The 23,986-nt window shown below is 64.4% G+C and carries 22 protein-coding genes; 2 read left to right on the top strand and 20 right to left on the bottom strand.

Features of this window, described 5'->3' with window-relative positions; genetic code table 11:
• Nucleotides 1-109 precede the first annotated feature (109 nt).
• From L6Q96_16630 to L6Q96_16615, 4 genes are all read right to left on the bottom strand, one after another.
• Nucleotides 110-1,219, bottom strand: a complete 1,110-nt coding sequence (locus tag L6Q96_16630; protein ID MCK6556182.1) for a patatin-like phospholipase family protein — start codon at nt 1,217-1,219, stop codon at nt 110-112.
• Between the two features lie 116 nt (nt 1,220-1,335).
• Complete coding sequence (locus L6Q96_16625) at nt 1,336-2,280, bottom strand: thiamine pyrophosphate-dependent enzyme (GenBank protein ID MCK6556181.1); 945 nt, start codon at nt 2,278-2,280, stop codon at nt 1,336-1,338.
• Nucleotides 2,281-2,287: 7 nt separating this feature from the next.
• Nucleotides 2,288-3,523 carry a pyruvate synthase gene (locus tag L6Q96_16620; GenBank protein ID MCK6556180.1) on the bottom strand — a complete coding sequence of 412 codons (1,236 nt, stop codon included), beginning with the start codon at nt 3,521-3,523 and terminating at the stop codon, nt 2,288-2,290.
• Nucleotides 3,520-4,431 (bottom strand): 2-oxoacid:acceptor oxidoreductase family protein, encoded by a 912-nt coding sequence (locus tag L6Q96_16615; GenBank protein ID MCK6556179.1) that lies wholly within the window; start codon nt 4,429-4,431, stop codon nt 3,520-3,522. The genes L6Q96_16620 and L6Q96_16615 overlap by 4 nt, the downstream gene beginning before the upstream one ends.
• A 459-nt stretch (nt 4,432-4,890) precedes the next feature.
• On the opposite strand from L6Q96_16615, the gene L6Q96_16610 reads away from it, so the two are divergent.
• Together L6Q96_16610 and L6Q96_16605 are read left to right on the top strand one after the other, a co-directional pair.
• A complete protein-coding gene (locus L6Q96_16610) occupies nt 4,891-5,358 on the top strand; it encodes a CBS domain-containing protein (GenBank protein MCK6556178.1) in 468 nt (155 codons plus the stop codon).
• A 91-nt stretch (nt 5,359-5,449) separates the two neighbouring features.
• On the top strand, nt 5,450-5,647 hold the full coding sequence (locus L6Q96_16605; GenBank protein MCK6556177.1) for a winged helix-turn-helix domain-containing protein: 198 nt from the start codon (nt 5,450-5,452) through the stop codon (nt 5,645-5,647).
• A gap of 39 nt (nt 5,648-5,686) precedes the next feature.
• Here the strand turns inward: L6Q96_16605 and L6Q96_16600 are convergent, their stop codons facing one another.
• From L6Q96_16600 to L6Q96_16525, 16 genes are all read right to left on the bottom strand, one after another.
• Entirely contained in the window at nt 5,687-5,989 is a 303-nt protein-coding gene (locus L6Q96_16600) for a cytochrome C oxidase subunit IV family protein (protein ID MCK6556176.1), read from the bottom strand.
• A 30-nt stretch (nt 5,990-6,019) separates the two neighbouring features.
• Complete coding sequence (locus L6Q96_16595; protein ID MCK6556175.1) at nt 6,020-6,673, bottom strand: cytochrome c oxidase subunit 3 family protein; 654 nt, start codon at nt 6,671-6,673, stop codon at nt 6,020-6,022.
• Nucleotides 6,674-6,684: 11 nt separating this feature from the next.
• Nucleotides 6,685-8,307 carry a cbb3-type cytochrome c oxidase subunit I gene (locus L6Q96_16590; protein MCK6556174.1) on the bottom strand — a complete coding sequence of 541 codons (1,623 nt, stop codon included), beginning with the start codon at nt 8,305-8,307 and terminating at the stop codon, nt 6,685-6,687.
• A 45-nt stretch (nt 8,308-8,352) separates the two neighbouring features.
• Nucleotides 8,353-9,351, bottom strand: a complete 999-nt coding sequence (gene coxB / locus L6Q96_16585; GenBank protein MCK6556173.1) for a cytochrome c oxidase subunit II — start codon at nt 9,349-9,351, stop codon at nt 8,353-8,355.
• 12 nt (nt 9,352-9,363) lie between these two features.
• Nucleotides 9,364-10,233, bottom strand: a complete 870-nt coding sequence (locus tag L6Q96_16580; protein MCK6556172.1) for an SCO family protein — start codon at nt 10,231-10,233, stop codon at nt 9,364-9,366.
• Nucleotides 10,230-10,646: a hypothetical protein gene (locus L6Q96_16575; GenBank protein MCK6556171.1), complete on the bottom strand. Its 417-nt coding sequence runs from the start codon at nt 10,644-10,646 to the stop codon at nt 10,230-10,232. The genes L6Q96_16580 and L6Q96_16575 overlap by 4 nt, the downstream gene beginning before the upstream one ends.
• Nucleotides 10,643-11,836 (bottom strand): hypothetical protein, encoded by a 1,194-nt coding sequence (locus tag L6Q96_16570; protein ID MCK6556170.1) that lies wholly within the window; start codon nt 11,834-11,836, stop codon nt 10,643-10,645. The genes L6Q96_16575 and L6Q96_16570 overlap by 4 nt, the downstream gene beginning before the upstream one ends.
• Nucleotides 11,833-12,441, bottom strand: coding sequence for a cytochrome c (locus L6Q96_16565; GenBank protein MCK6556169.1), 609 nt, complete (start codon nt 12,439-12,441; stop codon nt 11,833-11,835). Before L6Q96_16565 ends, L6Q96_16570 begins: the two co-directional genes overlap by 4 nt.
• Nucleotide 12,442: 1 nt before the next feature.
• Nucleotides 12,443-12,982 carry a DUF3341 domain-containing protein gene (locus tag L6Q96_16560; GenBank protein MCK6556168.1) on the bottom strand — a complete coding sequence of 180 codons (540 nt, stop codon included), beginning with the start codon at nt 12,980-12,982 and terminating at the stop codon, nt 12,443-12,445.
• Entirely contained in the window at nt 12,979-14,355 is a 1,377-nt protein-coding gene (nrfD, locus tag L6Q96_16555; protein ID MCK6556167.1) for a polysulfide reductase NrfD, read from the bottom strand. Before nrfD ends, L6Q96_16560 begins: the two co-directional genes overlap by 4 nt.
• Nucleotides 14,348-17,383 (bottom strand): TAT-variant-translocated molybdopterin oxidoreductase, encoded by a 3,036-nt coding sequence (locus L6Q96_16550; protein ID MCK6556166.1) that lies wholly within the window; start codon nt 17,381-17,383, stop codon nt 14,348-14,350. Before L6Q96_16550 ends, nrfD begins: the two co-directional genes overlap by 8 nt.
• A 106-nt stretch (nt 17,384-17,489) precedes the next feature.
• Nucleotides 17,490-18,146: a cytochrome c family protein gene (locus L6Q96_16545; protein ID MCK6556165.1), complete on the bottom strand. Its 657-nt coding sequence runs from the start codon at nt 18,144-18,146 to the stop codon at nt 17,490-17,492.
• A gap of 104 nt (nt 18,147-18,250) precedes the next feature.
• A complete protein-coding gene (locus tag L6Q96_16540; GenBank protein MCK6556164.1) occupies nt 18,251-19,549 on the bottom strand; it encodes an adenylosuccinate synthase in 1,299 nt (432 codons plus the stop codon).
• Nucleotides 19,550-19,711: 162 nt separating this feature from the next.
• Nucleotides 19,712-21,301 carry a phosphoglycerate dehydrogenase gene (gene serA, locus L6Q96_16535; GenBank protein MCK6556163.1) on the bottom strand — a complete coding sequence of 530 codons (1,590 nt, stop codon included), beginning with the start codon at nt 21,299-21,301 and terminating at the stop codon, nt 19,712-19,714.
• Nucleotides 21,302-21,304: 3 nt separating this feature from the next.
• Nucleotides 21,305-22,453: an alanine--glyoxylate aminotransferase family protein gene (locus L6Q96_16530; GenBank protein ID MCK6556162.1), complete on the bottom strand. Its 1,149-nt coding sequence runs from the start codon at nt 22,451-22,453 to the stop codon at nt 21,305-21,307.
• Between the two features lie 439 nt (nt 22,454-22,892).
• The gene (locus tag L6Q96_16525; GenBank protein ID MCK6556161.1) at nt 22,893-23,909 is read right to left on the bottom strand and encodes a homoserine kinase; all 1,017 of its coding nucleotides are present in this window, start codon (nt 23,907-23,909) and stop codon (nt 22,893-22,895) included.
• Nucleotides 23,910-23,986 lie beyond the last annotated feature (77 nt).

Raw genomic sequence — 23,986 nt, 5'->3', positions numbered from 1 at the left:
GTCGGGATATTCGCTTCGAGAAGGGCATTCAGTCGCGCAGTGTAACACGGTGGAGCACCGTTGTTCGAGACCGGATCGGCCCCTGCCCGGCCGTTCCGGGCACCTGCGCTCACGCCGCGGCGGTTGTCGCTGCCTCGAGATGGTCGACGATGGGGCCGGCGGCCAGCCAGGCTGCCGCCGCACGTTTGCCGGCCCTGTACATGTTGTCGAGCACGCTGCGCTCGAAATACAGGTACGACCCCGCATTGAACGAACGATCGCGCGCCGGACGCACCGCCTCGTAGAGGGTCACGTCACGATAGGTCGCCCTCTGCAGTCGCGCCAGCCGGTTGCGCTCGAGTAACAGCTTGCGGTCGACGTTGTACGCGTTCTCGAGCAAACTATCGACCGTTCGCTCGACGGCACGCCCGAAGTGGGGCAGCGGATCGCTTGCGGGGTCGGGCGGCTCGGTGACAAGCACCGTAATGATCTCTTCGGCGCCCATCGACACGGCAGGCGCCAGCGGCGTATTGACGAGCAGACCACCGTCCCACAGCAAACGCCGGCCGATCTGCACCGGCGGGAACAGCATAGGAATGCTGGCGCTCGCCAGCACCATGTCTACCGTAATCGCATCTACCACCAGGTAATCCGGCGGGTGCATGAACGGCGTGGACGTGTTGACGTAGCGCACTACCGCGCCGGTGTGCGCGTCGATGGTGTTGATCGCGAGGCAAACGCCGCCGGTCGGCACCTCCTCGCCACCGAATGTATCGATCAGTCGCTCCCTGAGTTGACTGGTGTCCGCCAGGAAGGACTCGGCAATACCCTCCATGAAATTGCTCACCAGTTCGAACCGCACGGCGAGCAGATACTCGACCACCATGGCCGTCAGGTCGCCACGCCGCGGCGGAAGGTGGTTTCGCAGGCGTTGCAGCAGGGATAACCATCGACTGCCGTTACGGAGCCACTGCCGGGCTTCTTCGATGCCGAGGCGCACCAGCGTTCGTGCCGCCGTGTCGAAGAAGACCGGACTAACGACGACGGGCGGGTCGTCGCAGATACCGTTCCAGAACTCCATCATTTCGCGCGGCGTTTTGCCGGCCGCGATCAGCGCGCTGTTGATGGCGCCCGCCGACGTGCCCGACAGCACCGTTGGACCGTCGGCGAAGCGCCGATCCTTCAGCAGTTGCTCATACACGCCGACCTGAAACGCTCCGCGCGCGCCACCGCCGGACAAGACGAGACCGAGCTTCTTATGCCTTCTTACTCTTGAACGCTTCTTTCCCACGAGTCGCGCTTTCCCCCGCCAGGGTTGTACGCCCTTATCGCAACGGCGTGCTCGCGCCAAGCGGGTCATCCATTATTGTTATGCGCGCTGGCCCAGTAACGATCAACGACTTCCTGCAGTTGTCGGAGCAACTCCTCCTGGCGCACCGGTTCGAAGAGGTGCCGGTAGCGCGTCTGCACGACGAGATAGTCCTCCACCGGTCGAAAGCGGTGCGGAACGACCGTGTGAGTTACCGCGCCGTCGACGGCTTCCTTCAGCGGCCACACCCCCGTTTCGACGGCCAGCTTCGCGACCGTGACCGCGTCGGCCGGCTCTACTCCCCACCCGGGCGGGCACGTGGCGAAACTCAAGAAGAGCTTCGGTCCCGCCCGGCGCTTTGCACGAGCCACCTTGTCCATGAGATCGAGCGGATAAGCCGGCGAAACGGTGGCGACGAAGGGGGGCGATTGTGCCCGCCACAGCTCGAACAGGTCCTGCTTGCGTGTCGTGGTGCCGGCAGGGGCGGTGCTTCCCGGGGGCGTCGTCGCGGTTCGCGAGCCCAATGGAGAACTGGGGGACATCTGGAAGCCGGTGTTCCCAAACGCCTCGTTGTCGTAGCAGAAGTAGAAGAAGTCCAGCCCCCGGTGCACCGCGGCAAGCGTCGACTGCAACCCGATGCCGTGCGCCGCCCCGTCGCCGGTAACCACGACGACGCTGACGTCATCGCTGGGCGGCAGCCGGCCCTTTTCGATCAGTACATCGAGGGCATCTCGCACCCCCTGTGCACCGGCGGGCGCGCACGCCATCGCCGTGTACAGCCACGAACCCCGGAACGGCGAGAAGGGAAACACCGCCAACAAAGTCATGCAGCCGGCGGCGTTGACGAATACCGTGTTCGGTCCAAGCGCTTTACTGAACAGCCGCAGTCCCAGCAGTCCTCCACATCCACCGCACAATCCGGTCCCGCCGGCGAGGAACTCCTCCCGGGGGATGTCCTTGATACTGCGGAAGATCTCGCGATGCGTCTGCATGATGGACTCAGACGACCGAGGCGGGAACGTCGTGATGCGCAATGCGCAGCATTTCGGACACCTGCCGGTATTCGACGGCCGAGTACAACAACCGCGGCACACTCGACCCGCCTTCGTGCGCGGCCCTGGCCATGGCCGCGGCGATCTGGTCGAATTCGCCGGGGCGAAAGCGGCGGCCACCTAAACCGCCGACGAAAGACAGCATGGGCGGCGCCGGACGCCCCTGGAACGCGCTGGCGATTTCCGCGAACAGGATCCCGCCCTTGCCGACCGAGAGGTTCTGATCGATCACTGCCACGGCACGACGTCCGCCGAGCAGCCAGACCAACTCCTTGTGCGGGAAGGGTCGAACGATACGCAGGCGCAGCAGCCCGACTCTGTGGCCGCGCTCGCGCAACCGCCTGACCTCCGCCTTGCCGATCGTGCTGAACGAGTTCGACATGACAATAACCAGATCGGCGTCGTCGAGCCGATAGCCCTCCACCGAGCCGTAACAGCGCCCGAACCGACGGCAGAACTCGGTGGCGATGGTCTCGTGCACGGTCTCGGCCATCTCGGCGGCGCGCTGCATCTGGTACTTGAAGAACGCGTATGCGCTGGCTCCGAGGACGGCGACGCCCTGCGCCATGGCGTGCGACGCCGAGAACCGGGCGTGGACCGGTTCGTAGGTTGGCAGGAATTCCCGCACCTCGTTCGCGTCCGGAATGTCGACCGGTTCCCGGGAAAAGGAGAGGTAGAAGCCATCGAGGTTTACCAGCACGGGCAGGAGGACGTCCGGATGTTCGGCCAGTCGGTACCCAATGAGTATAGAGTCGAGCACTTCCTGACACGAGGCGGTATGGATCTGCAGGAACCCTGAGTCCCTTGCCGCCAGAATGTCATTGTGGTCCGGCTCGAGCGTGATCGGTGCCGCCACGGCGCGAGCCACGTTCACGAGCACGAGCGGCACACGCCAGCCGGCGACCGCGTAGAGCATTTCGATGGCATAGAGCAGTCCCTGACTCGACGACGCCGTGAAAACGCGCGCCCCCGTGGCCGCCGCGGCTCCAGCCGCCGCCAGCATCGAGTGCTCCGAATCCATCGTTACGAGCCGCGATTGGATTTCGCCTCGCCGCACCCAGTCGGCGAGGGTTTCGACGATCTCGGTTGCCGGCGTTATCGGGTAGGCCGGAATGTAGTCGACCGCGGCGAGACGAGCTGCCCATGCCGCGGCGGCGTTGCCGGTGAGCAGGTCGCGAGTCATGCCGCATCCTCCCGCACCTGATCGATCGCCCCCGGCGGGCACTCCGTGGCGCACACGAGACAGCCCTTGCAGTGCGCGTAGTCGACAACCGGGTAGTTCTGCCCGTCGAGGGCGATGGCGCCCTCGGGGCACAGCGCGAAGCAAATCAGACAGCGCGTGCAGCGGTTACGCTCGATGACCGGCCGATACACCCGCCAACCCTCGAGCGTTCGTAAAGCCGAGGTGGCCGGCGCCCCGATGGTCGGGGCGGCGACCCGCGGCGGCAGGTGAGGCACGACGAAGGGCGACTCCGCAGCCGTGCTCGACGCACATCGATTCTCTCGACGCACCGGCAGGCCGACGCTCGGTGCAGCCGCGAATGCCCGCTCCGCCAACGCCAGGTTCCGGGCTACCGCCGCCGGAGGAATTCCGGCCGCCACCAGTTCCGTGCGCACCGCCGTCGCCAGAGTCTCCCGCGGGACCAGGCGGCAGACCCTGGCCACGAACCCCGCTACCGGCGCGCTCAACACGTGCTTGCCGAGCACGTCGAGCGCCAGCGACGACACGTCAAGCGTTACCACGTGACCTACGATTCCGAAGCTCCGCGCCACCTCCTGCGGTTGCCCGGGACTATTCACCAGCACAACTGTCTGCGCATCGATTCCGGAGAGCACGCCCGCATCGGCATGGCGCAGTAGAGACGCGTCCATGACCACCACGGCATCGGGACACTCGATGTAGCCGCGTTCGAGAATCGGTTCGTCTGCGATCCGGGCGAAAGCCACCACCGGCGCCCCGCGGCGCTCAGCGCCGTAAAGGGGCGAGTCCTGCACCGTCATACCGGCGATGAACCCGGCCCTGGTCACGATGCGGCAGGCAAGCTTGACGCCCTCTCCGCCGCGGCCGTGGAATCGGATGTGCCAAAGCATGGCACTCGCCCTCCGCATGACTCCGGAGCCAATGCCGTGCCACCGGGTAACGGGGGCCTTCCTCTCCACTCCGCCGCAGCCGCCTCGCAGGTACGAAAAAGCCCACGGGGTCATTCCCACTGCTGCGAAGACGGCACCGAGCCGCGTTTCGAGTACCGCGATCCGGTCTCGGAGCACTGGCCTTAGTTTCCCTCCGCAGGGTTTCGATGCCCTTTTCGGGCAGGGGCGAACGGCGGCTCGGTTACCCTGGATGTCCAGCGAGACAAGACCCGGGCGAGGACGAGGCTCCGGGCCGGGTGCGCGGCAACGGGATTGGCTGTCCCTCGTGGCGGGGGGAAATTGAAGCGCGCTGCGTCCTGCGGTACAAGCGAGGCCGGGCGCGGGAGAGCCATGGGCGGGCGGCATGTACCGCGAGGCCGCCAGTCGCGACCGGAACGGCAACACAGAAAGGTGGTCGACGTGCTGATCGAACGTTGGATGACGCGCCGGGTACACGTCGTAAAGCCGCGGGACTCGATTCGTCACGCGCGCGAGATCATGGAAACCAATCGGGTGAACCAACTCCCGGTCGTGGTCGATCATGAAGTTGTCGGTATCGTTACCGACCGCGATTTGCGGGACGCTTATCCGTCAGTGTTCGATGCCCAGCCCAGGCGCCCCGGCCGCTCCGGCGAACCTCCGGCCGACCCGAGTCATATCGCTGTGGAGACCGTCATGACTTCCAACGTGGTGACGCTGGGACCGCAAGACTCGGTAGTGGAAGCGGCGCGCCGGATGCGGCGGGAGCGGATCGGGGCCATTCCGGTGGTCGACAACGGACGTCTCGTCGGCATTGTCACCCGTAGCGATATCCTCGATGCGTTCACCGCCCTCGTCGAGCCGGCGCACCCGGACGCTCCGGCGCCGCGGGATGGTGGCAAACCGTAGTGGTGCCGAGGCAGGAGGAGTAAGGATCGTGATCGTCTACAGGGGGAAGAGAAAGGCGGCGCCCGGTTCCGTCGCTTGACAGGAGGGGACGATGATCAAGGATATCTGCGAAGCTGCTGGGCTGGTATGGCACTTTCTGGACGAGCATGGGTCGACGCCGGTGGGCACGTTGAAGAGAAAGCTCAAGCTCGGCAGCGAGGCGTTCTACGGGGCGCTCGGCTGGCTCGCCCGGGAAGACAAGCTTGCGTTCGAGGGCGCTGGCAAGAAGCTCGTGGTCGCCCTCAAGTAGCGGGGCGGGCGTCGCTCTGTCGGTAGGCGCGCGGTGCGCCTACTGTGCGATCGGCACGGGAATCCAGCCGCGGGCAACGTAGTCTGTCATGACGTAGGCAATCATGACCGCGGTCCAGAAGAAGCCTGCTCCCGCCATCACCCAGGTTAGGTGCGTGCTGTAACGCACGTGCATGAAGTACAGTATGACCAGGGTTGCCTTCGTCACCGCAATGGCAATTGCGACGAAGTTATTCCATGCCCCGAAGTCGTTGAACGCCACGGCAACCGTAATCGCGGTCAACCCCATGAGTGCGAAGAAGACCGCAAAGTAGCTGCGGGCGGAAACGATGTGCTCGGCCATGATCTCTCCCGAGAGCTAGAGTACCCCGGATCAGTGGAGACCCAGCAGGTACAGCAGGGGGAAAAGGAAGATCCAGACGATATCGACGAAGTGCCAGTACAGACCGCTAATTTCGACCGGCGTATGGTAGTCGCGGCTGAACATGCCTCGTGCCCCGACCGCGAACAGCGCCCCGAGAATGCCGAGGCCGATGACCATGTGTAACGCGTGGAACCCGGTCAACGCGAAATAGAGAGAGAAGAAGAGCTGCGACTCGTCGGCGTGAGGTCCGGTGTAGGTGAAGTTGAGTCCGGGAACCAACCCTTCCGAGTATTTGTGGGCGTACTCGAAGCCCTTGATGCCGAGGAAGGCCGCGCCGAGAACCATCGTCAGCAGGAGGTAGCCGAGCATCTGGCCGCGCTTGCCTTGCTGCGCTCCGTGAACGGCCAATGCCATGGTCAGGCTGCTGGTGATCAGAATCGTCGTGTTGACCAGCCCGAGGGTGATATTGAGTTGCTGGCTGGCGTGTTCGAACACGCCCGGGTGAACGACTCTGTACACGACGTAGGCGCAGATCATCGCCCCGAAGAACATCACCTCGTTGACGATGAACACCCACATGCCGAGCGTGGAGGCCTCGTACTGCTGCTCGGCATCGTCGAATTGGTGCTGGTGCGCCAGCGACGCGGCGGCGTGGTTGGACACGCGAAACCTCCTTAGACAGCCGATGCTCTGGTCGGCACGGGTAGATTCTCGTAGCTGTAAGCGTCCTCGGTGACCACCGGAGTCTGCGCGAAGTTGTCGGTGGGAGGCGGGGAGGGGGTCGTCCACTCCAGGCCGGTGGCACCCCAGGGATTGGCCGGTGCTTTCTTGCCGTAAATCAGCGACCACACGAAGTAGAACATCGGCAGGAGGTACCCGACGCCGAGAATGCCCGCGCCCGCCGTCGACAGCACGTTGAGCACCTGGAACTCGTCGACATAGAAGTGGTAACGGCGCGGCATACCCATGTAGCCGAGCACGAACTGGGGGAAGAAGGTCAGGTTGAAGCCGATGAACACTATGATCGCCGCGGTTCGGGCGATTCCGTCCGGGTACATTTTCCCGGTAATCTTCGGCCACCAGAAGTGCAGTCCTCCGAGGTAGCCGAGGATGGCCCCTCCGACCATGATGTAATGGAAGTGCGCGACCACGAAGTAGGTGTCGTGGACGTGAACGTCGGTGCCCAGGGTGGCGAGGAACAGCCCGGTGAGGCCGCCGATGGTGAACAGGCCGAGGTAGCAAAGGGCATAGACCATCGGCGCTTCGAACGAGAGCGAGCCCCGGTACAGGGTGGCCGTCCAATTGAACGTCTTGACGGCGGAGGGAATGGCCACGGCGAAGCTGAGGATGGAAAAGATCATCCCCGTGTACACCGACTGGCCGGTGGTGAACATGTGATGGCCCCAGACGATGAACCCGAGGAAGGCGATAGCCAGGCTGGAAATGGCGACGAAGCTGTACCCGAAGATGCTCTTGCGCGAGAAGCAGGTTATGAGTTCGCTGATCACGCCCATCGAGGGCAGGATCATGATGTACACGGCCGGATGGGAATAGAACCAGAACAGGTGCTGAAAAAGGATCGGGTCGCCGCCCATCTGCGGGTTGAAGATGCCGAGATGGAAGATCCGCTCGAGTCCGACGAGCGCGACGGTGATCGCGATGACCGGCGTGCCGAGGACCATCACCAGGCTCGTGGCGTAATGCGCCCAGATGAATAGCGGCATACGGAACCAGGTGAGCCCGGGAGCCCGCATCCGGTGTATGGTGACGATGAAATTGAGGCCGGTCAGAATCGACGAAAACCCCGTGATGAAGATGCCGATGGCTGTCGCGGTCACGTTGGTGTGCGAAACCCAACTGCTGTAAGGCGTGTAAAAGGTCCAACCGGTGTCGACGCCACCGGTGATCATCGCGAACATCGCGAACGTCGCGCCGATGACGTAGATATACCAGCTCAGCAGGTTGATCTTCGGAAAGGCGAGATCGCGAGCTCCGATCATGATGGGAACCAGGAAGTTCCCCAGGACGGCTGGAATCGACGGTATGAGGAAGAAGAACACCATCACGATGCCGTGCATCGTGAAGAGTTTGTTGTAGGTATCGGACGTGAACAAATCGCCGCGGGGTGTCAGCAACTCCAGGCGTATTCCGGCGGCGAAGGCACTGCCGAGCAGGAACATCGCCGTGATCGAAACGAGGTAAAGTACGGCGATGCGCTTGTGATCGACCGTCAGCAACCACGACTTGATACTATAGTCCGCGGTCAAGTAGTTCTTCGGCGTCTCTGGTGCGTCCATACACTCCCCTCGGTAGCGACCGCTCGGTACGGCCGGGACGTGTAATTATCCCTGCCCCTGACCATTGTCGGCGGTGGCCTTCAGGGACTTGATGTACTCGATGATCTGCTGGATCTGCTCTTCGGTCACCTGACCCTTGAAGGTCGGCATGATCGGTTGAAAGCCCTTAACGATCTGCGCTTGCGGCTCGAGGATCGACTTGCGCAGGAAATTGGCGTCGGCGGTTACGGTACTGCCGTCTTCGAGCGGCACCTCGCTGCCGAAGACACCGACCAGACTGGGGCCGAGGGCGCCGCCGGCGGCCTGGTGGCAGGCTCCGCAGCCGAGCTGTCCGAACAGCGCCTCGCCCTGTGCTGCCATCGACTTGCCGCCACCGTCCGCCGCCGCAGCACCGCCGCCGGTCGCCGCCGCCGTCGGCGAGGTTGCCAGCCACTGCTGATAGGCGGCAGGTTCCATGACGACGATGCTCCCGATCATGCGGGAATGCTGCGTCCCGCAATACTCGGCACAGAAGAGGTGAAAGCGGCCCGTCCTGGTCGCCTCGAACCAGAGCGTCGTGTAGCGGCCGGGCAGGACGTCCTGCTTAACCCGAAACGCCGGCACGTAAAAACTGTGAATCACGTCCTCGGAAGTCATGGTGAGCAGGACCGGCCGCCCCACCGGAACGTGCAGCTCGTTAATCTCGCGGCGCCCGGTCTGATGCTGCAGCTTCCACATCCATTGTTTGCCCGTTACCCAGATCGGAATGGCGTTGTCGGGCGGGTACTTCATGGTGAAGTAGACGCTCGCGCCCCAGAAAAACATCACCATCGCAATGCCGAAGGGGATGAGGCTCCAGGTGAGCTCCAGCGCCGTCGAGCCGTGCACGGGTCGAGGAGCGGTGTCGGTGGCGCGGCGCCGGTAGACGATCGCAAAAATGACGACCGCCGCGGCGATGAGCAGGGCGAAGAAGCCGCTGACCGCGATGAGGAAGAAATACAGCGCGTCCACCTGTCCAGCGACGGTGGACGCCTGTTCCGGGAACAATGGCAGACCTTTGATCATGGCTCCGTCCACTCACCTCCGCGCGACGCCGCTGGGCGGAAATGCACCCGTATGGGGTGACGGCATCGACAGGCGCGCGTTAGCGCGGCGTTCGCGCCACCGACTGACGACGATGAACGACGCCAGGAGGAGCACGGTTACCGAGCCGCCGAGTCGCATGACGTTCATCACCGCGGCGCCGTACTTACCCGTCCTGGGATCGTAGTGGTAACAGTACAGCAGGAGCTGATCGACCGGCGAGCCGATCTTGCGCTCCGAGGCCTCGACGAGTCCCAGCCGCAGATCGCGGGGCGGGAACTCGACGCCGTAGAAGTAATGCGAAATGCGGCCGTCCGGAGTCAGCACCACAATCCCAGCCGCGTGTGCGTATTCCTTGCGCTCCGGATCGTAGGCGTAGTGAAATCCGACGGCCTCGGTCACGCGGCGGATCGACGCCTCGTCGCCGGTGAGGAAGTGCCAACCGGCGGCGGCTCCCGGCCGCTTGTAGCGCTCGAGGTAATTCTGCTTCTTGGCGGCGGCCAGAGTCGGCGTCTCGCGCGGATTGAAGCTGATCGTGACGATGTCGAACTCCTTGCCGGCCTCGAACGGCAGCCTGTCGAGGCTCTGCACGAGCCCGTTCAGGACCACCGTGCACAGCATCGGGCATTCGTAATAGACCAGCGTCAGGATCACCGGCTTTGACCCAAAGAACTGTCCCAGCCGAACCTCGCGGCCGGCCTCGTCGCGGAAGACCGCATCCAGCGGCACCTGTTCGTTCAGCCGCTGGTTGTACGCGACCTCGCGGAGAATCGGCGGCCGCGCATCGCCGACCGGGGCTTCCGCGGCGTACGCGGCCGTGCCCCCTGCCAGAGCGAGCGCAAGAGCGGTGCAGCGTCCCGTCACTGCGGCCCTCCGTTGCCGGCACGGGCAGGGGGTTGCTTGCTCGTGGCCAGCAGCTCCATGGCGCGCGCCACGGGGAGGCGAACGACCCCCTGCTTGGCGTCGACCCAACCGTACGTGCTCAGGAGCCGGTCCTCGGCCGTCCGCTGCCGCTGCAAGTCGGCTACCGGGTCGGCTTGCAGCCGGGGCTCGGGCGGCAACTGCAACTCCTGCTTCACCACCAGCGGGTGCGGTGGCGGATTGAGTTGTTGTTCGCGCAGGTCGTAGACCACGAACAGCCAGCGCATCGACACGAACGCAAAGGCCGACAGAGCCACCAGAAAAATCGTCGCCACGACAATCGGACGGAGCGCGAAGTCGGTGGTTTCGTGCCCGACGTCTTTCGGGGCGGCGTGTTCGAAGTGCGTGTCGCTCATTGACTCACCCGCAAAGCCAGCGCCGGATCGTGCAGCGGCACCAGCGGGAACCGCTGCAACTGCCGGACGAAGAACCAGACCCACACCCCGCCCATGCCGAGCACCACGGCGGCGTCGATCCAGTGCAACGAGAACGCCTTCGGACTGAAGGCCGGAATGATCAGCCAGTACATGTCCACAAGGCGCATCAGGAACACGAACAGGGCAACGCCGGCGAGCAGGCCGGCGCGCTTCTTGATGTCTCGCGACAAGAGAATCACGAAGGGCAGCACGAAGTGGAAAAGGATGATCGCCACTCCGACATACTGCCAGCCGCCCTCCATCCGCTTCATGTACCAGGGAGACTCCTCTGGCAGATTGCCGGACCAGATGATGATCAACTGCGAGAAATTGAAGTACGCCCAGAGCATCACGAAGGCGAGCAGCAGTTTTCCGTAATCGTGAAACTGCTTGGCCGTGATTATGTCGGTCAATGGGCCCCCGATAACCAGTCGAGCCGCGATTTGGATTATGAATGCCATCGCCGCGAGCAACTGGCCGCCGATGAAGATGACTCCGTAGATGGTCGAGAACCAGTGCGGCTCCAGCGACATCGCCCAGTCTACCGAGGCGAAGGTCATGGTGAGAAACATAGCCACGAGACCGCCGCGGCTCAGCAGTTCCATCCTTACCACCAGCTTCGGATCGCACCGCGCGTCCTGCTCGATCGACCAGCGGTTGAGGAACCGCGCGAGCAGCAGCCATACGGTGAAGTAGATCGCGGCGCGGATTAGAAAGAACGGCACATTCAAGTACGGGCTTTTCGCCTGCAGCATGGGATCGTGGGCGACCTCCTCCGGTCGTGCCCACTCGTACAGATCGTGCAGCCCCAGGATCATCGGGAGAAACAGGACCGCCATCAGCGGCAGGGTCCGCGTCCCCGACTCGAGGATGCGACGGATGGCCGCACTCCAGCGGCCACCGGCCACGTGGTGAATCATCAAGATACCGAGGCAGCCGAGACCGACGCCGAACCAGAACAGGTACGCCACCAGATAGGCGCGGAAGAAATGCTCGCGACTCAGGAAAAAGCCGGCTGCAGCGGCACCCAGTCCGAGCACCCCCACCAGCAAAGCGCGCCCCTGCAGCCGCCGCAGCGGATGGCCGGCGCCAAGTACGAACTGCGCATTGTTCGGCTGTGGGCTCGTCATCGTTGCGCCTCCCGCTGCAATTCGGCGCGCGCCGCCGCCGGCACGTCGGCAAGCGTCGCGTTCTGACTCAACTGCAGCGCCCGAATGTAGGCAACCACCGCCCACCGGTCCTTCACGTCGGGTATCTGCGTCGCGTAGCTCGGCATCACGCCGAAGCCTTTCGTGATCGCCTGAAAGAAGTACCCCGGTGCCGAATCGCGCAGCCGCGGCTCGTGAAACGACGTCGGCCGCTTGTAACCGCGCTGCACGACCATGCCGTTGCCCGAACCGGTGCGGTCGTGGCAGGGCGAACAGAAGGCGTCGAAACGGCTGCGGCCGCGACCGAGCAAGTCGGCGGTCACGGCGAACGGAAACCGCGCCGCCATGGCGCCGTTTTCCATCCCGCTATCCAGCAGCGCGTCGCCTTGCAGGCTGCCGCGCGCCACGCTGTTCGGCACCGGCGGCCGCGCCGACGCGCCGTTTGCGAAGAAGCTGCTCGGCGCATAAGTCGTGTACTTCGGCTGATCGTGCATGTCCTGACGGCACCCCGCCGCCAGCAACGTCCCGGCAAGCAGGACGATGGGGGCACGGCAAGCGAACGCTCTCAACCTCGCCAGTCCGGCCATTTCAGGGCTCCACCTCTGCCAGCGAGCGCGGGTGCAGGCGCTCGAGAAACTTGCGCGTGGCCTCGCGGTCGAACATCGGATCGGCCGCCTCAATGCATAGAAAGAAGCTGTCGCGCGATGCGTGCGCGAACTGCGGCACGTTGAACACCGGATGATACGGCTGCGGCAACCCGTTGAGGGCGATCATGCCGAACACCGCCGTCAGAGCCGCCAGCAACACCGTGGTCTCGAAGGCCACCGGAATGAACGACGGTACGCTGATCGGCGGCCGCCCGCCGACGTTGATCGGGTAGTCCACCGCCGACGTCCAACAAGCCAGACCGAAACCGCCGATCAGACCGATGACTCCGGCGAGGAGCACCAGGGTCGGCAGAATGGTGCGATGCACGCCGATGGCCTCCGCCAGCTCCTCGATCGGATACGGCGAGTAGGCGTCCATCTTGCGATAGCCGGCATGGTGCGCCTTCTCGGCGGCTTCCACGAGTTCGCTCGGGCCGTCGAACTCCGCCATGATGCCGTAGACAGACCGCGGGTCGCTCATGCGGCCTCCTTCTTGACCTCGGCTTCCGGCACCAATGTGCGCATCTCGAAGATCGAGATCATCGGCAGCACGCGGATGAAGAGGAACAGCAGCGTACAGAAGAGGCCGATGGTGCCGAAGTACGTCATGAAGTCCCACTTGGTGGGGTAAAACATGTGCCAGGAAGACGGCAGGAAGTCGCGCGACAGGCTGGTCACCACGATGACGAAGCGCTCCAACCACATGCCGACGTTCACGACCATGGCGATGCCGAAGAGCGCCGGAATGTTGGCGCGCACCTGCTTGAACCACAGCAGCTGCGGCACGCAGCCGTTGCAGAAGATCAGCAACCAGTAGATCCACGCGTACGGTCCGAACCATCGATAGTACATCATGGCCTCTTCGTACTGGTTGGCGCTGTACCAGGCGAAGAAAACCTCCATCACGTAGCCGTAAAACACGACGAGCCCCGTCCACAGCATCACCCGCGCCATGTAGTCGATGTGACGCATGGTGACGAAGTCCTCGAGGCCGTAGAACTTCCGCAACGGTATGGCGATGGTCAGCACCATCGCAAAACCGGCATAGATGGCGCCTGCCACGAAGTAAGGCGGGAAAATGGTCGCGTGCCAGCCCGGAATGACGCCGGAGGCGAAGTCGAAGCTCACGATAGTATGGACGGAAAGCACCAGCGGCGTCGACAGTCCGGCCAGCAACAGGTACGCGGTCTCGTACCGGAACCAGTGTCGCGCCGACCCGCGCCAGCCGAGGGAGAAGAAGCCATAGATGTACCGGCCGACCTTGTTGGTGGCGCGATCGCGCAAGGTGGCGAAGTCGGGAATCAAACCGACGTACCAGAACAGCACCGACACGGTTGCGTAAGTGCTGATGGCAAACAGGTCCCACACCAGCGGGCTGCGGAAGTTCGGCCACATGGCCATCGTGTTCGGGTACGGGAACAACCAGTAAGCCAGCCACGGACGCCCGGTGTGGATAATCGGGAACACGCCGGCGCAGGCGACGGCGAAGATGGTCATCGCCTCGGCGAACCGATTGATCGACGTCCGCCATTCCTGGCGGAACAACAGGAGGATGGCGGAAATCAGCGTGCCGGCGTGACCGATGCCGATCCACCAGACGAAGTTGATGATGGCGAACGCCCAGCCGACCGGCTGGTTGACGCCCCAGATCTTGGTGCCCTCGACGAACAGCCAGGTCACCGCCACCAGGAACATCATCAATCCGCCAAAGGCCAGCGCGAATCCGAAGAACCACCCGACCGGGGTGTGCGGCGTCAGCACCACCGAGCTGATCTTTTCGGTGACCGTCTCGAAACTGTGGCCCGGCCCGATAATCGGGCCGCCGTGCAGATCTTTGACCGCGGGATCAGCCATGATTGCTTCCTGTGCGATGAGGGTCGGCCGGACCGCCGGCGCGCGCCGCCAACTCCGGGTTCGGATTGCGGATGTCGGCGAGGTAAGTCGTGCGCGGCTGCGTGCCGAGTTCGGCGAGCAGGCCGTAGTTGCGCGGCTCGGCCACCGTTTTCGCCACCCGGCTGTTCTTGTCGTTGAGATCGCCGAAGACAATGGCCTCGGTCGGACAAACCTGCTGGCAGGCGGAGACCACCTCGCCGTCGCGAATCCGCCGATCCTCCCGCTTCGCCACGATACGGGCATGGTTGATGCGCTGCACGCAGTACGTGCACTTCTCCATGACGCCGCGGCTGCGGACGGTGACGTCCGGGTTGCGCATCGGCTTGAAGCTCTCCGTCGTCCAGTCGGTGAACAGCCCGAAGTTGAAGCGGCGAACCTTGTACGGACAGTTGTTGCCGCAATAGCGCGTCCCGACACAGCGGTTGTAGACCATGTCGTTAAGGCCCTCGTGGCCGTGCACCGTGGCCTGCACCGGGCAGACAACCTCGCACGGGGCCAGCTCGCACTGCATGCATGGCACGGGCTGGTGCAGGATTTCGGGGTTATCGAGGTCGCCGGCGTAGTAGCGGTCGACGCGGATCCAGTGCATCTCGCGACCGATTAGCACCTGCTCCTTGCCCACCACGGCGATGTTGTTTTCCGCCTGGCAGGCGATCTCGCAGGCCCCGCAGCCGATGCAGGCGTTGAGGTCGATCGTCATGCCCCACTTGTACCCGTCGTAGGGCCAGGGGGGGTAAAATGACTCCTCCGGTCCGGGCTCGTGGTGATGGCCGTGGAAAGCGTGCTCGGGGTCCGCCCGGTACGCACCGATCGTCGCCACGCGGACCAGGTCGCGCCCTTCCATGCTGTGATGGGTTTGCGTGGTCGCCAGCGGGTAACGGGCCGACACCTTGAGGATTTCGAGGCCGCCGGCAAACCAGGGCGCCTCCGCGGTCCGCAGCCGATACGCGTCGAAGCCGAGGCCGTCGGCGACGCGACCGCCACGCCGGCGTCCGTAACCCAGTTCGATGGTCACGGAATTGTCGGCATGGCCCGGTTGCACCCACACGGGCGCTTGCACGACACGCCCCTTGTAATCGAGCTCGACGACGTCCTCGCTGGCGAGCTGCAACCGCTCGGCGGTCGCAGGACTGACATGGGCAACGTTGTCCCAGGTGAGCTTCGTCAGTGGCCGCGGCGATTCCTGCAACCACCCGAGATTGGCGAAGCGGCCATCGTATACGCTCGCATCGGCGCGGAACACCAGTTCCAGGGTCTGGGGGTCCGTGGCCTTGCCGGGCGGCAGGCCGGTTCCCTTCAAGGTCGTCGCCCTGGCCGCCGCGGTCGTGTTCGGGATGACGCCGTCGTTGAGCGCCTGCCGCCAGGCGTTATCGAAGTCGCCATCGCCGCCGAGCCCCTGCGCCTTCCAGTATTCCCGCACCGCATCGTAGGCCGGGCGGCCCGGATTGGGGCCGACGGCGATAACGACTTCCAGGGCGCTCTTGCCCTCGTAGAGCGGCGCGATCAGTGGCTGGACGATCGAAGCCGTGCCGTCAAATCCGCGCACGTCGCCCCAGGCTTCGAGATAATGCGCTTCGGGAACGTGCCAGTGGCAGAGCTCGGCCGTTTCGTCGACGTAGAGCCCGAGGTGGGCTCGCAACGCCACCTTCTGCATGCGCTTGGCAAATTCGACGTCTACCGGGGCGTCGTATACCGGGTTGACGCCCAGCATAAGCAGCAGGTTCACTTGCCCGGCTTCCATGTCGGCGCTCAGGGTGCGCAGCGACTCGATCTGATCCACGGACTGGGCCTCGACCGGATCGGTGTACACGACGGTCGCGCCGGCGTTGCCGAGCATGTTGTTCATCGTATGGGCGAGCGCGTGTACTGCCGCCGGCTGCTGGTCGCCGGCGACCACCACGGATGTGCCCCGGTGCTTCAGCAGGTCCTTGGCCACCGCCGCCACCCACGCGGAGTGGGGTCCGCTGGGTACCTGACCGCGCAGGGCGCCGGCGAGCGTGCGTGCCAGAGTCTCGATCTCGCTTGCCCGCACGGGCAAACGGTGGTCCGCTTTCGATCCGGTGATCGACGGCGTGTTTTCCGCCACGTACAACCGATTCATAGCCGCCTTCGGATCGGCGACCTGGCGCCGCCGCGCGAAAGCGCGGGCATAGTTCAGCTTCCCGGGTCCGGCGCCAAGAATGTCGGCGTCGAGGGCGACGATCACGTCGGCCTTATCGATGCGGTAAACGACATTGAGTGGCGTGCCGAACGCCAGCACGGTGCCGGCACGGATGTTGTCTCGCGACACCGCTTCGTACTGGTGCCACTGCGCTTTCGGCAGATCGGCCAGAAGCTGGGTGAGTTCGTGCGCCAGCGCGGGCGAGGTTACCGTCCCGGTCAGGATACGCACACCGGCGCCGCCGCTCGCCCGTTCGGCATCGATGGCCTGCCGGACGGTCTCGCTGAAGGCGGCGAACGGGCGAATCTCGTTGAGATAGCGCACGACCTGCGACCGATCAGGGTCGTACAGTCCGAGAATTGATGCCTGGGCCATGACATCGGTGGCGCCCAGGCTCGCCGGATGGTCCGGATTTCCTTCCGCCTTGGTCGGGCGCCCCATGTGGCTCTCGATGAGCAAGCCCGTACCGAAGCCGGCCATCGGCATCGCCGTGGCGTAATAGACGGGCACACCGGGAACGATCTGTTCCGGCATCTTTACATAGGGAACGAGTTGTTCCTGCGGCTGGCGCGTGCACGCGCTCAGCCCGGCCAGCGCCATCGAGGCGCCCATCAGCTTCAGGAACTCGCGCCTGCCGACGCGCTCGAAGACGGCGGCCTCCCGGGGGAACTCGGCCTTGAGGAACTCCTCGAATTCAGCCGTCTCCGCGATCTCCTCCAGGCCGCGCCAGTACTGCCGGCCGGTTGTCCCGGCAAGACGGGCACGGACCGCGGCCACGTCGAGACGGGGCCCGGCACTGCCTACTGAGGGTTCCGTCGGTTCGCTCATTGGACTCCTGCTCCCGTTGGCCGGCTCCCCGCCCCGGCGATGCCCAGGGCCCGCCCGGCTGCACCGCCGCGCCCCCACCGCCGCCTCGGCCCCTGCATGCCGGCCTCTAACGATGACACACGGAGCAATCGACTAGCTGCTCCTTGTGAACGTTATGCTCCTTCACCAGTCGTGCGCCGAGCGCCAACTGGTCTGCCGGCGCCTCGTACGCCATGTTGAAGACCTGATCCCGCGGCCGGATAAACTTCTCCGGCTGCCGATGGCACCCCAGACACCATTCCATCTGGAGCGAAGGCACCTGGTAGATCAGGTTCATTTGATCGACGCGCCCGTGGCAAGTGGCGCACCCGATGCCCTGGGTTACGTGGATGCTGTGATTGAAATAGACGAAATTAGGCAGGTCGTAGACCTTGTTCCAAACGATCGGCTCTTCGGTGCGCCAGCTCGACCGCACCGGCTCCAGTGTCGGGCTGTCGGCCCAGATCTGGTTGTGGCAGTTCATGCAGACCTGGGTCGCCGGTATGCCGGCGTTGTGACTGCGCTCGACCGCGGAGTGGCAGTACCGGCAATCGATGCCGAGCTCCCCGGCGTGATGCTTGTGGCTGAACTGAATCGGCTGTTCGACGGCCAGGCCCGCCCGTGTGACATACCCTGATTTATTGACAAACCAGCCTGTAGCGCCGAGCCCGCCGACGAGTACCAGCAGACCCACAAGGCTCGCCCGTACTACGTCATTTGCACTTCGGGGAAATATCTGTGCCATTGCAGGGAGGCCTCTCTTCACACATCCGTGGTCGCAACGCAACCGGGACCAAGGGCAAATCTCCTTAAGCAATCCAGTAGGTTTGCTGATTCCGCGTCGGTCGATCAGCCGCGCCGGAAGGGGTTCTGCAGGACGATCGTCTCTTCGCGCGCGGCACCGACGGAAACCATGACCATGGGGGCGCCGACCAGCTCTTCAAGACGCCTGATATAGCGCAGTGCCGTTGTCGGGAGATCCTCGAGTCGTCGCACCTGCCCCAGCGGCTCGTGCCAACCCGCCCACTCTTCGTAGATCGGTCGGATCGTCCGCAGCGCCGCACCGCTCGCCGGCACGTCATCGAGGCGCCGCCCGTCAAGCTCGTAGGCCACGCAAACGCGGATCGGATCGATGCCCGTAAGGACGTCGATCTTGGTGAGGGCCAGTCCCCAGATACCGTTGACCCGCACGGCGTGCCGCCCGACCACGGCATCGAACCAGCCGCAGCGCCGGGGGCGTCCGGTCGTCGCCCCGTACTCGTCGCCGTCCTGGCGCAATTTGGCGCCGAGCTCGTCGTGCAGCTCGGTCGGGAAGGGGCCGCTGCCCACCCGCGTCGTGTACGCCTTGACGATGCCGACCACGGCTGAGATCTGCTGAGGCGCGATTCCAGCTCCCGTACACGCACCGCCGGCGACGGTGTTCGAAGAGGTGACATACGGATATGTCCCGTGATCGACATCGAGCATGGTTCCCTGGGCACCCTCGAGCAGTACGCGTTTTCCTTGCCCCAGTGCCGTGTGCAGATAAAGCCCGGTGTCGGTCACGTGCGGGGCAAGCCGCTCGCGGAGCGCGCAGTACTGCTCGTGAATCGCCTCGAAGTCAAGGGCCTGCTCTCCCAGCATGCCGCTCAAGTACGCGTTCTTCTCGTGGATCGTCCACCGCAAGGCCTCGGCAAACCCCTCGCCGTCGAACAGGTCCGCCACTCGCAGACCCACCCGGGCGCTCTTGTCCTCGTACGCCGGCCCGATGCCCCGCCCGGTGGTGCCGATCCGTCCCTCCCCTCGCAGACGCTCCCGTGCCAGATCGATGGCGCGGTGGTAGGGCATGATGAGGTGTGCCCGGTCGCTGATACGCAACCCCTCGTCTTCGGTCAGATAGCCGCGTTGCCGCAGCGCGTCGATCTCCGCAAAGAGCACCTGCGGGTCAACCACCACGCCGTTTCCGATAACGCAAACCTTGCCCCGGTGCAGGACGCCCGAGGGCACCAGATGCAGAACCGTCTTGTTGCCATCCACCACGAGGGTGTGGCCGGCATTGTTGCCACCCTGATAACGGACGATTACGTCGGCGTGCTCGGCGAGAATATCGACGATCTTGCCTTTGCCTTCGTCGCCCCATTGGGCACCAACCACAACGACTGCAGGCATTTACGATCACGTTCCCCTTCTCGGGCGAATTTCCCGGTGGTCGGACCCGCGGCCTGTTCCCGGCCGTCGAGTCCTACCACAGATCGCCCGGACTTGTCCCGATGCGGCATTGCGACCCGGACCATCGCCCCCTGCGTTGTCCCGCCACTTCGGCCGGACACATTACAGACGGATCAGTTGCGCCGACACGATATTCGGCAGCCGTCGCAAGCGCTCCATGACCGCATCCGGGATCGGCTCGTCAATATGGAACAGCGAGATCGCCATCCCTCCGACGTGCTCGCGACCGAGCTCCAGCCGGGCGATGTTGATCTTAGCTTCTCCCAAAGCCATGCCGATGGCCCCGACCACGCCGGGCACGTCCTTGTTGTGCAGCATGAGGATGTACCCCTCCGGGTCGGCGTCGAGAAAGAAGTTGTTGATCCGCACAAGGCGGACGATCCGCTGCCCGAAGATGGCGCCCCCGACCGTACTCGCCCCGTGGGCGCTCGTCACCGTCACCGTAACCATGTTGGAGAAGCCCTTGGTCTGGCTGGTCTTGGTCTCGATTACCTTGATGCCTCGTTCGCGAGCGATGGCCGGCGCGTTGACGTAGTTGACGAATCCTTCCTCCATCATGCGACCCAGAAGGCCGCGCAGCACCGCAACGCTGAGCGGTTTGACGTCGTATTCCGTCACCTCGCCCGCGTACTCGATCGCCACCTCCTGCGGCGCTGCCGTCAGCAACTGCGCCTGCAAACCCCCGAGCTTCTCGCCGATCTCCAGGTACGGTCCGAGGATTTCGAGCATCTCGTGGCTGATCGTCGGCACGTTCACCGCGTCACGGATGACGCCGCGGGTAAGGAACTCCGCCACCTGTTGGGCGATCGCTACCGAAACGTTCACCTGCGCCTCGTCGGTGGCGGCGCCGAGGTGCGGCGTGCAGATCACTTGATCGAGCTGCAACAGGGGATGGTCCGGGGCCGGCGGCTCCTGTTCGAAGACGTCCAGCGCCGCTCCCGCCACGATGCCGTCGCGGATGGCTGCCGCCAGCGCCTGTTCGTCCACGATGCCGCCGCGCGCGCAATTTATCAGGCGCACGCCCCGCTTCATCTTCCCGAACGCGGCCGCATTGACCATGCCGCGGGTGTCCGCCGTCAACGGAGTGTGAATGCTGATGAAATCGGCCGTGGCGAACAACTCGTCCAACGTTACCGGCTCGACCCCCATCCGCTGGGCCGCCGCCGCAGTAATGAACGGGTCGAAGGCGATCACCCGCATCTTCAGACCGAGCGCACGCTCGGCCACGAGGCTGCCGATGTTGCCGACGCCGACGATGCCAAACGTCTTGTGGAACACCTCGGATCCGGTAAACCGCCCCTTCTCCCACTTGCCTGCCTTCATTGATGCGGTGGCCTGTGGAATGGAACGCGCGAGCGCCAGCATCATGCTGACCGCGTGCTCGGCAGTGGTGACGTTGTTTCCCGACGGCGTGTTCATCACCACGATGCCGCGCTTGGTCGCGGCCTCCACGTCGATGTTGTCGACGCCGATTCCGGCGCGGCCAATGACCTTGAGCGCCCCCGCCGCCGCGATCACCTCGGCGGTCACCCGCGATCCGCTGCGCACAACCAGCCCCTGATAGGGACCGACCCGCGCCGCCAGCTCCGCCGGTTTGAGCCCCACCGCCTCGTCAACGTGCAATTCGGAAGCATCCCGCAGGATGGCCATCCCCTGCGGCGCGAGTTTGTCGGCAACCAGAACTCGATACATGTGTCACTCCGGCAAGGCGTCGATGAAGATTTCTTCCGCCGCCGCAACCCCGCGCCCGAGCTCCACCGCATGGCCGAACTTGCGTAACGCCATCTCCAGCGCAGCTACCGCGGTCACCACATCGTAGGCCCCCACGTAACCGAGATGCCCGACCCGTACGATCTTCCCGGCGAGATGATCCTGTCCGCCGGCAAAGGTTATGCCCATCCGGTCGCGAAGGTAACCGACCAGCTTCTTCCCATCCACCGCCGGCGGTACGTAGATGCCGGTCACCGCCGGACTCGGCGCTTCAGGGGCCACCAGTCGCAAGCCCAGCGCCGCCGCCGCGGCGCGGGTCGCCGCCGCCAAACGCGCGTGCCGCGCGAAGATCCGCTCCAGCCCCTCTTCGCGCATCATGAGCAGAGCCTCCCGCAGCCCGGTGATCAAAGCGATCGCCGGCGTCCATGCGGTAGTGTCCTTGGAGAGGTTGTCGCGTTCGCGGGCCAGATCGAAATAGAACCGCGGCGTCTTCACGTTCTTAACGCGCTCCCATGCCCGAGCACTCAGGGCGATGAACGCGAGCCCGGGCGGCATCATCAATGCCTTCTGCGAGCCGGTGATCAACGCATCGATACCCCAGCGATCCATCGGCACATCGTAAACGCCGACGGCGGTGATGCCGTCGACCACCAGCATGATATCGCGGCTGCGGGTCAACGCCGCGATCTCCTTTACCGGGTGAACCGCCGTGGTCGACGTCTCACTGGCCTGTACCAGCACGCCCACGATGCGCGGATGCGCCTCCAGCGCTTTGCCGATGTCCTCCACCCGCGCGCCGCAACCCCATTCGACCTTCAGTTCGACGACCTCGAGGCCGAACGTCTTAGAGAGCTTGGTCCAGCGTTCGCCGAACTTGCCGCCATTGACGACCAGCACCTGGTCGCCCGGGTTGAACAGGTTGGTCACCGCGCTCTCCATCGCGCCGGTGCCCGAGGCGGCCAGCATGAGGACATCCTGCTGGGTCTGGAAGATCTCCTTCAGGCCGGTCTTCGCGTCCGCGAAGATCCGGCTGAACTGCGGCGTGCGATGGTGGATGATCGGCTGCGCGGAAGCGAGCAGAACGCGGGCGGGAACCGGAGTCGGCCCGGGGGCAATCAAGTAGTTCTTGATCACGGCAACACCTCGATTCTATCGGCAAAAAAAAGCCTGAACCTCTGTAACTCAGAGGCCCAGGCGATCGACCTGCTGACGGTCAGCACTTCCCCGTGGTCAGTTCCACGTGCGCCAGTCGTGCGGACCCAAACCCAGCTAACGCGTGCTTACTCGAACCGTCGCGCCATGTCAACGCGGCTCCTCGCCACCGCGATCGCGGGCGTGGCCACTCATCCGCACCGGCTGGACTCCGAAGGAGTCCCTCTTTTCTCCAGCGAAGTCCGGGGAAAAGCGTGCGCTACCAGGCCTGGCTTTCTTGGTGTGGCGCGAGGATTTCGCCCGTCGTGTCCTCATTGGGGTTGCGGACGAAGCCGGCGCTGAGGAGGCCGCGTCTTTCCAGCGGCCGTCTCGAAGGGCCTGTCCCGAGGCGCTCTCCGCGCTCGAACGCCCTCGTCGGACGTCAGTGCCCGCGCTTCTCGACCGCCTTGACGCGCTGATACCTGCGGTAGTCGTACCCGGTGGCCATGGCCATGAGGATCGGCTCCATGCCCCCTTCGCGCTCCCGGCGCAGGATGCGCAAACGCTCGTAGAACTCCTGGAAGTCTCGGTTTACCCGCTGGCGGTCGTCGGCCGGTGTCTCGAAGAAGTCCCGTAACCGCAGCACGGCGCAACGGAACGCCGAAAAACGCAACTCGTTCGGAAACGCGTCCCACTCGGCCAACGACAGGGTGCGCACCGCCTCGTAACCGGTGAGCAGCGCCTCGAACCGCTTCAGGTGGTATCGCCCGCCCTCGTAGCACAGGGCGTTGACGGCATTAGCCAGGTCGAAGATGAACTTACCGCGGCAAGCGACGCCGATCTCCAGTACCGCAACGACCTTGTCGCCCTTAAAACGCAGGTGTTCGGGCGCAAGCTCGCCGTGGATGATTCCCTTCGGCAGCTTCGATTCGAGGTAATCGGTGAGGTACTCGACCTCTTCGTCAAGAGTGCGCACGATCCGCTTGAGATAGTAGGGCAGACGCCCGCGCACATCATTGTATACGTCGGTCAGTCGTTCCAAGGCGAAGCGATTGTCGATGCCCTTCTTGTAAGCCTTTGTAATGACGTGCAAGTCGCCGATGACGCGGCCCACGTCTTCGAGCTGAGCGTGACTCAGATTCTCGACCTCCACTGGATGCCCGTCGACGTATCGGCACAGGACCATCGCCTGCCCGTACCACTCCCGCGCGTACCGGCCCCGGCGGTCCGCCAGCGGCACCTGACAGGGAAATCCGTGCTTACGCAGGAACTGCAACAGATCGATCTCCCGCTTACCGTCCATTTCGCTGCGGGGCTCGACCAGCGCCAGCGCGTATCTGCCCTTGGCGGTCTCTAGCAGGTATCGGTCCGGCGGCACCGCCTCCCCCAGTTCACGCATACCCGTGACCCGGGGCAGGCCGTACTCGGCCCCGATCTCGCTAACGTCCTTTTTTGACACCCTGTGGGCAGCCATGACTGTGGTAGACCGCGGATCGTATTGTAAGCCAGCGTTTTAGAACACGGACGCGCGCATCT

Source organism: Candidatus Binatia bacterium (assembly GCA_023150935.1).
GTDB lineage: Bacteria > Desulfobacterota > Binatia > HRBIN30 > HRBIN30 > JAKLJW01.
This window is presented reverse-complemented; position numbering and strand designations above follow the sequence as displayed.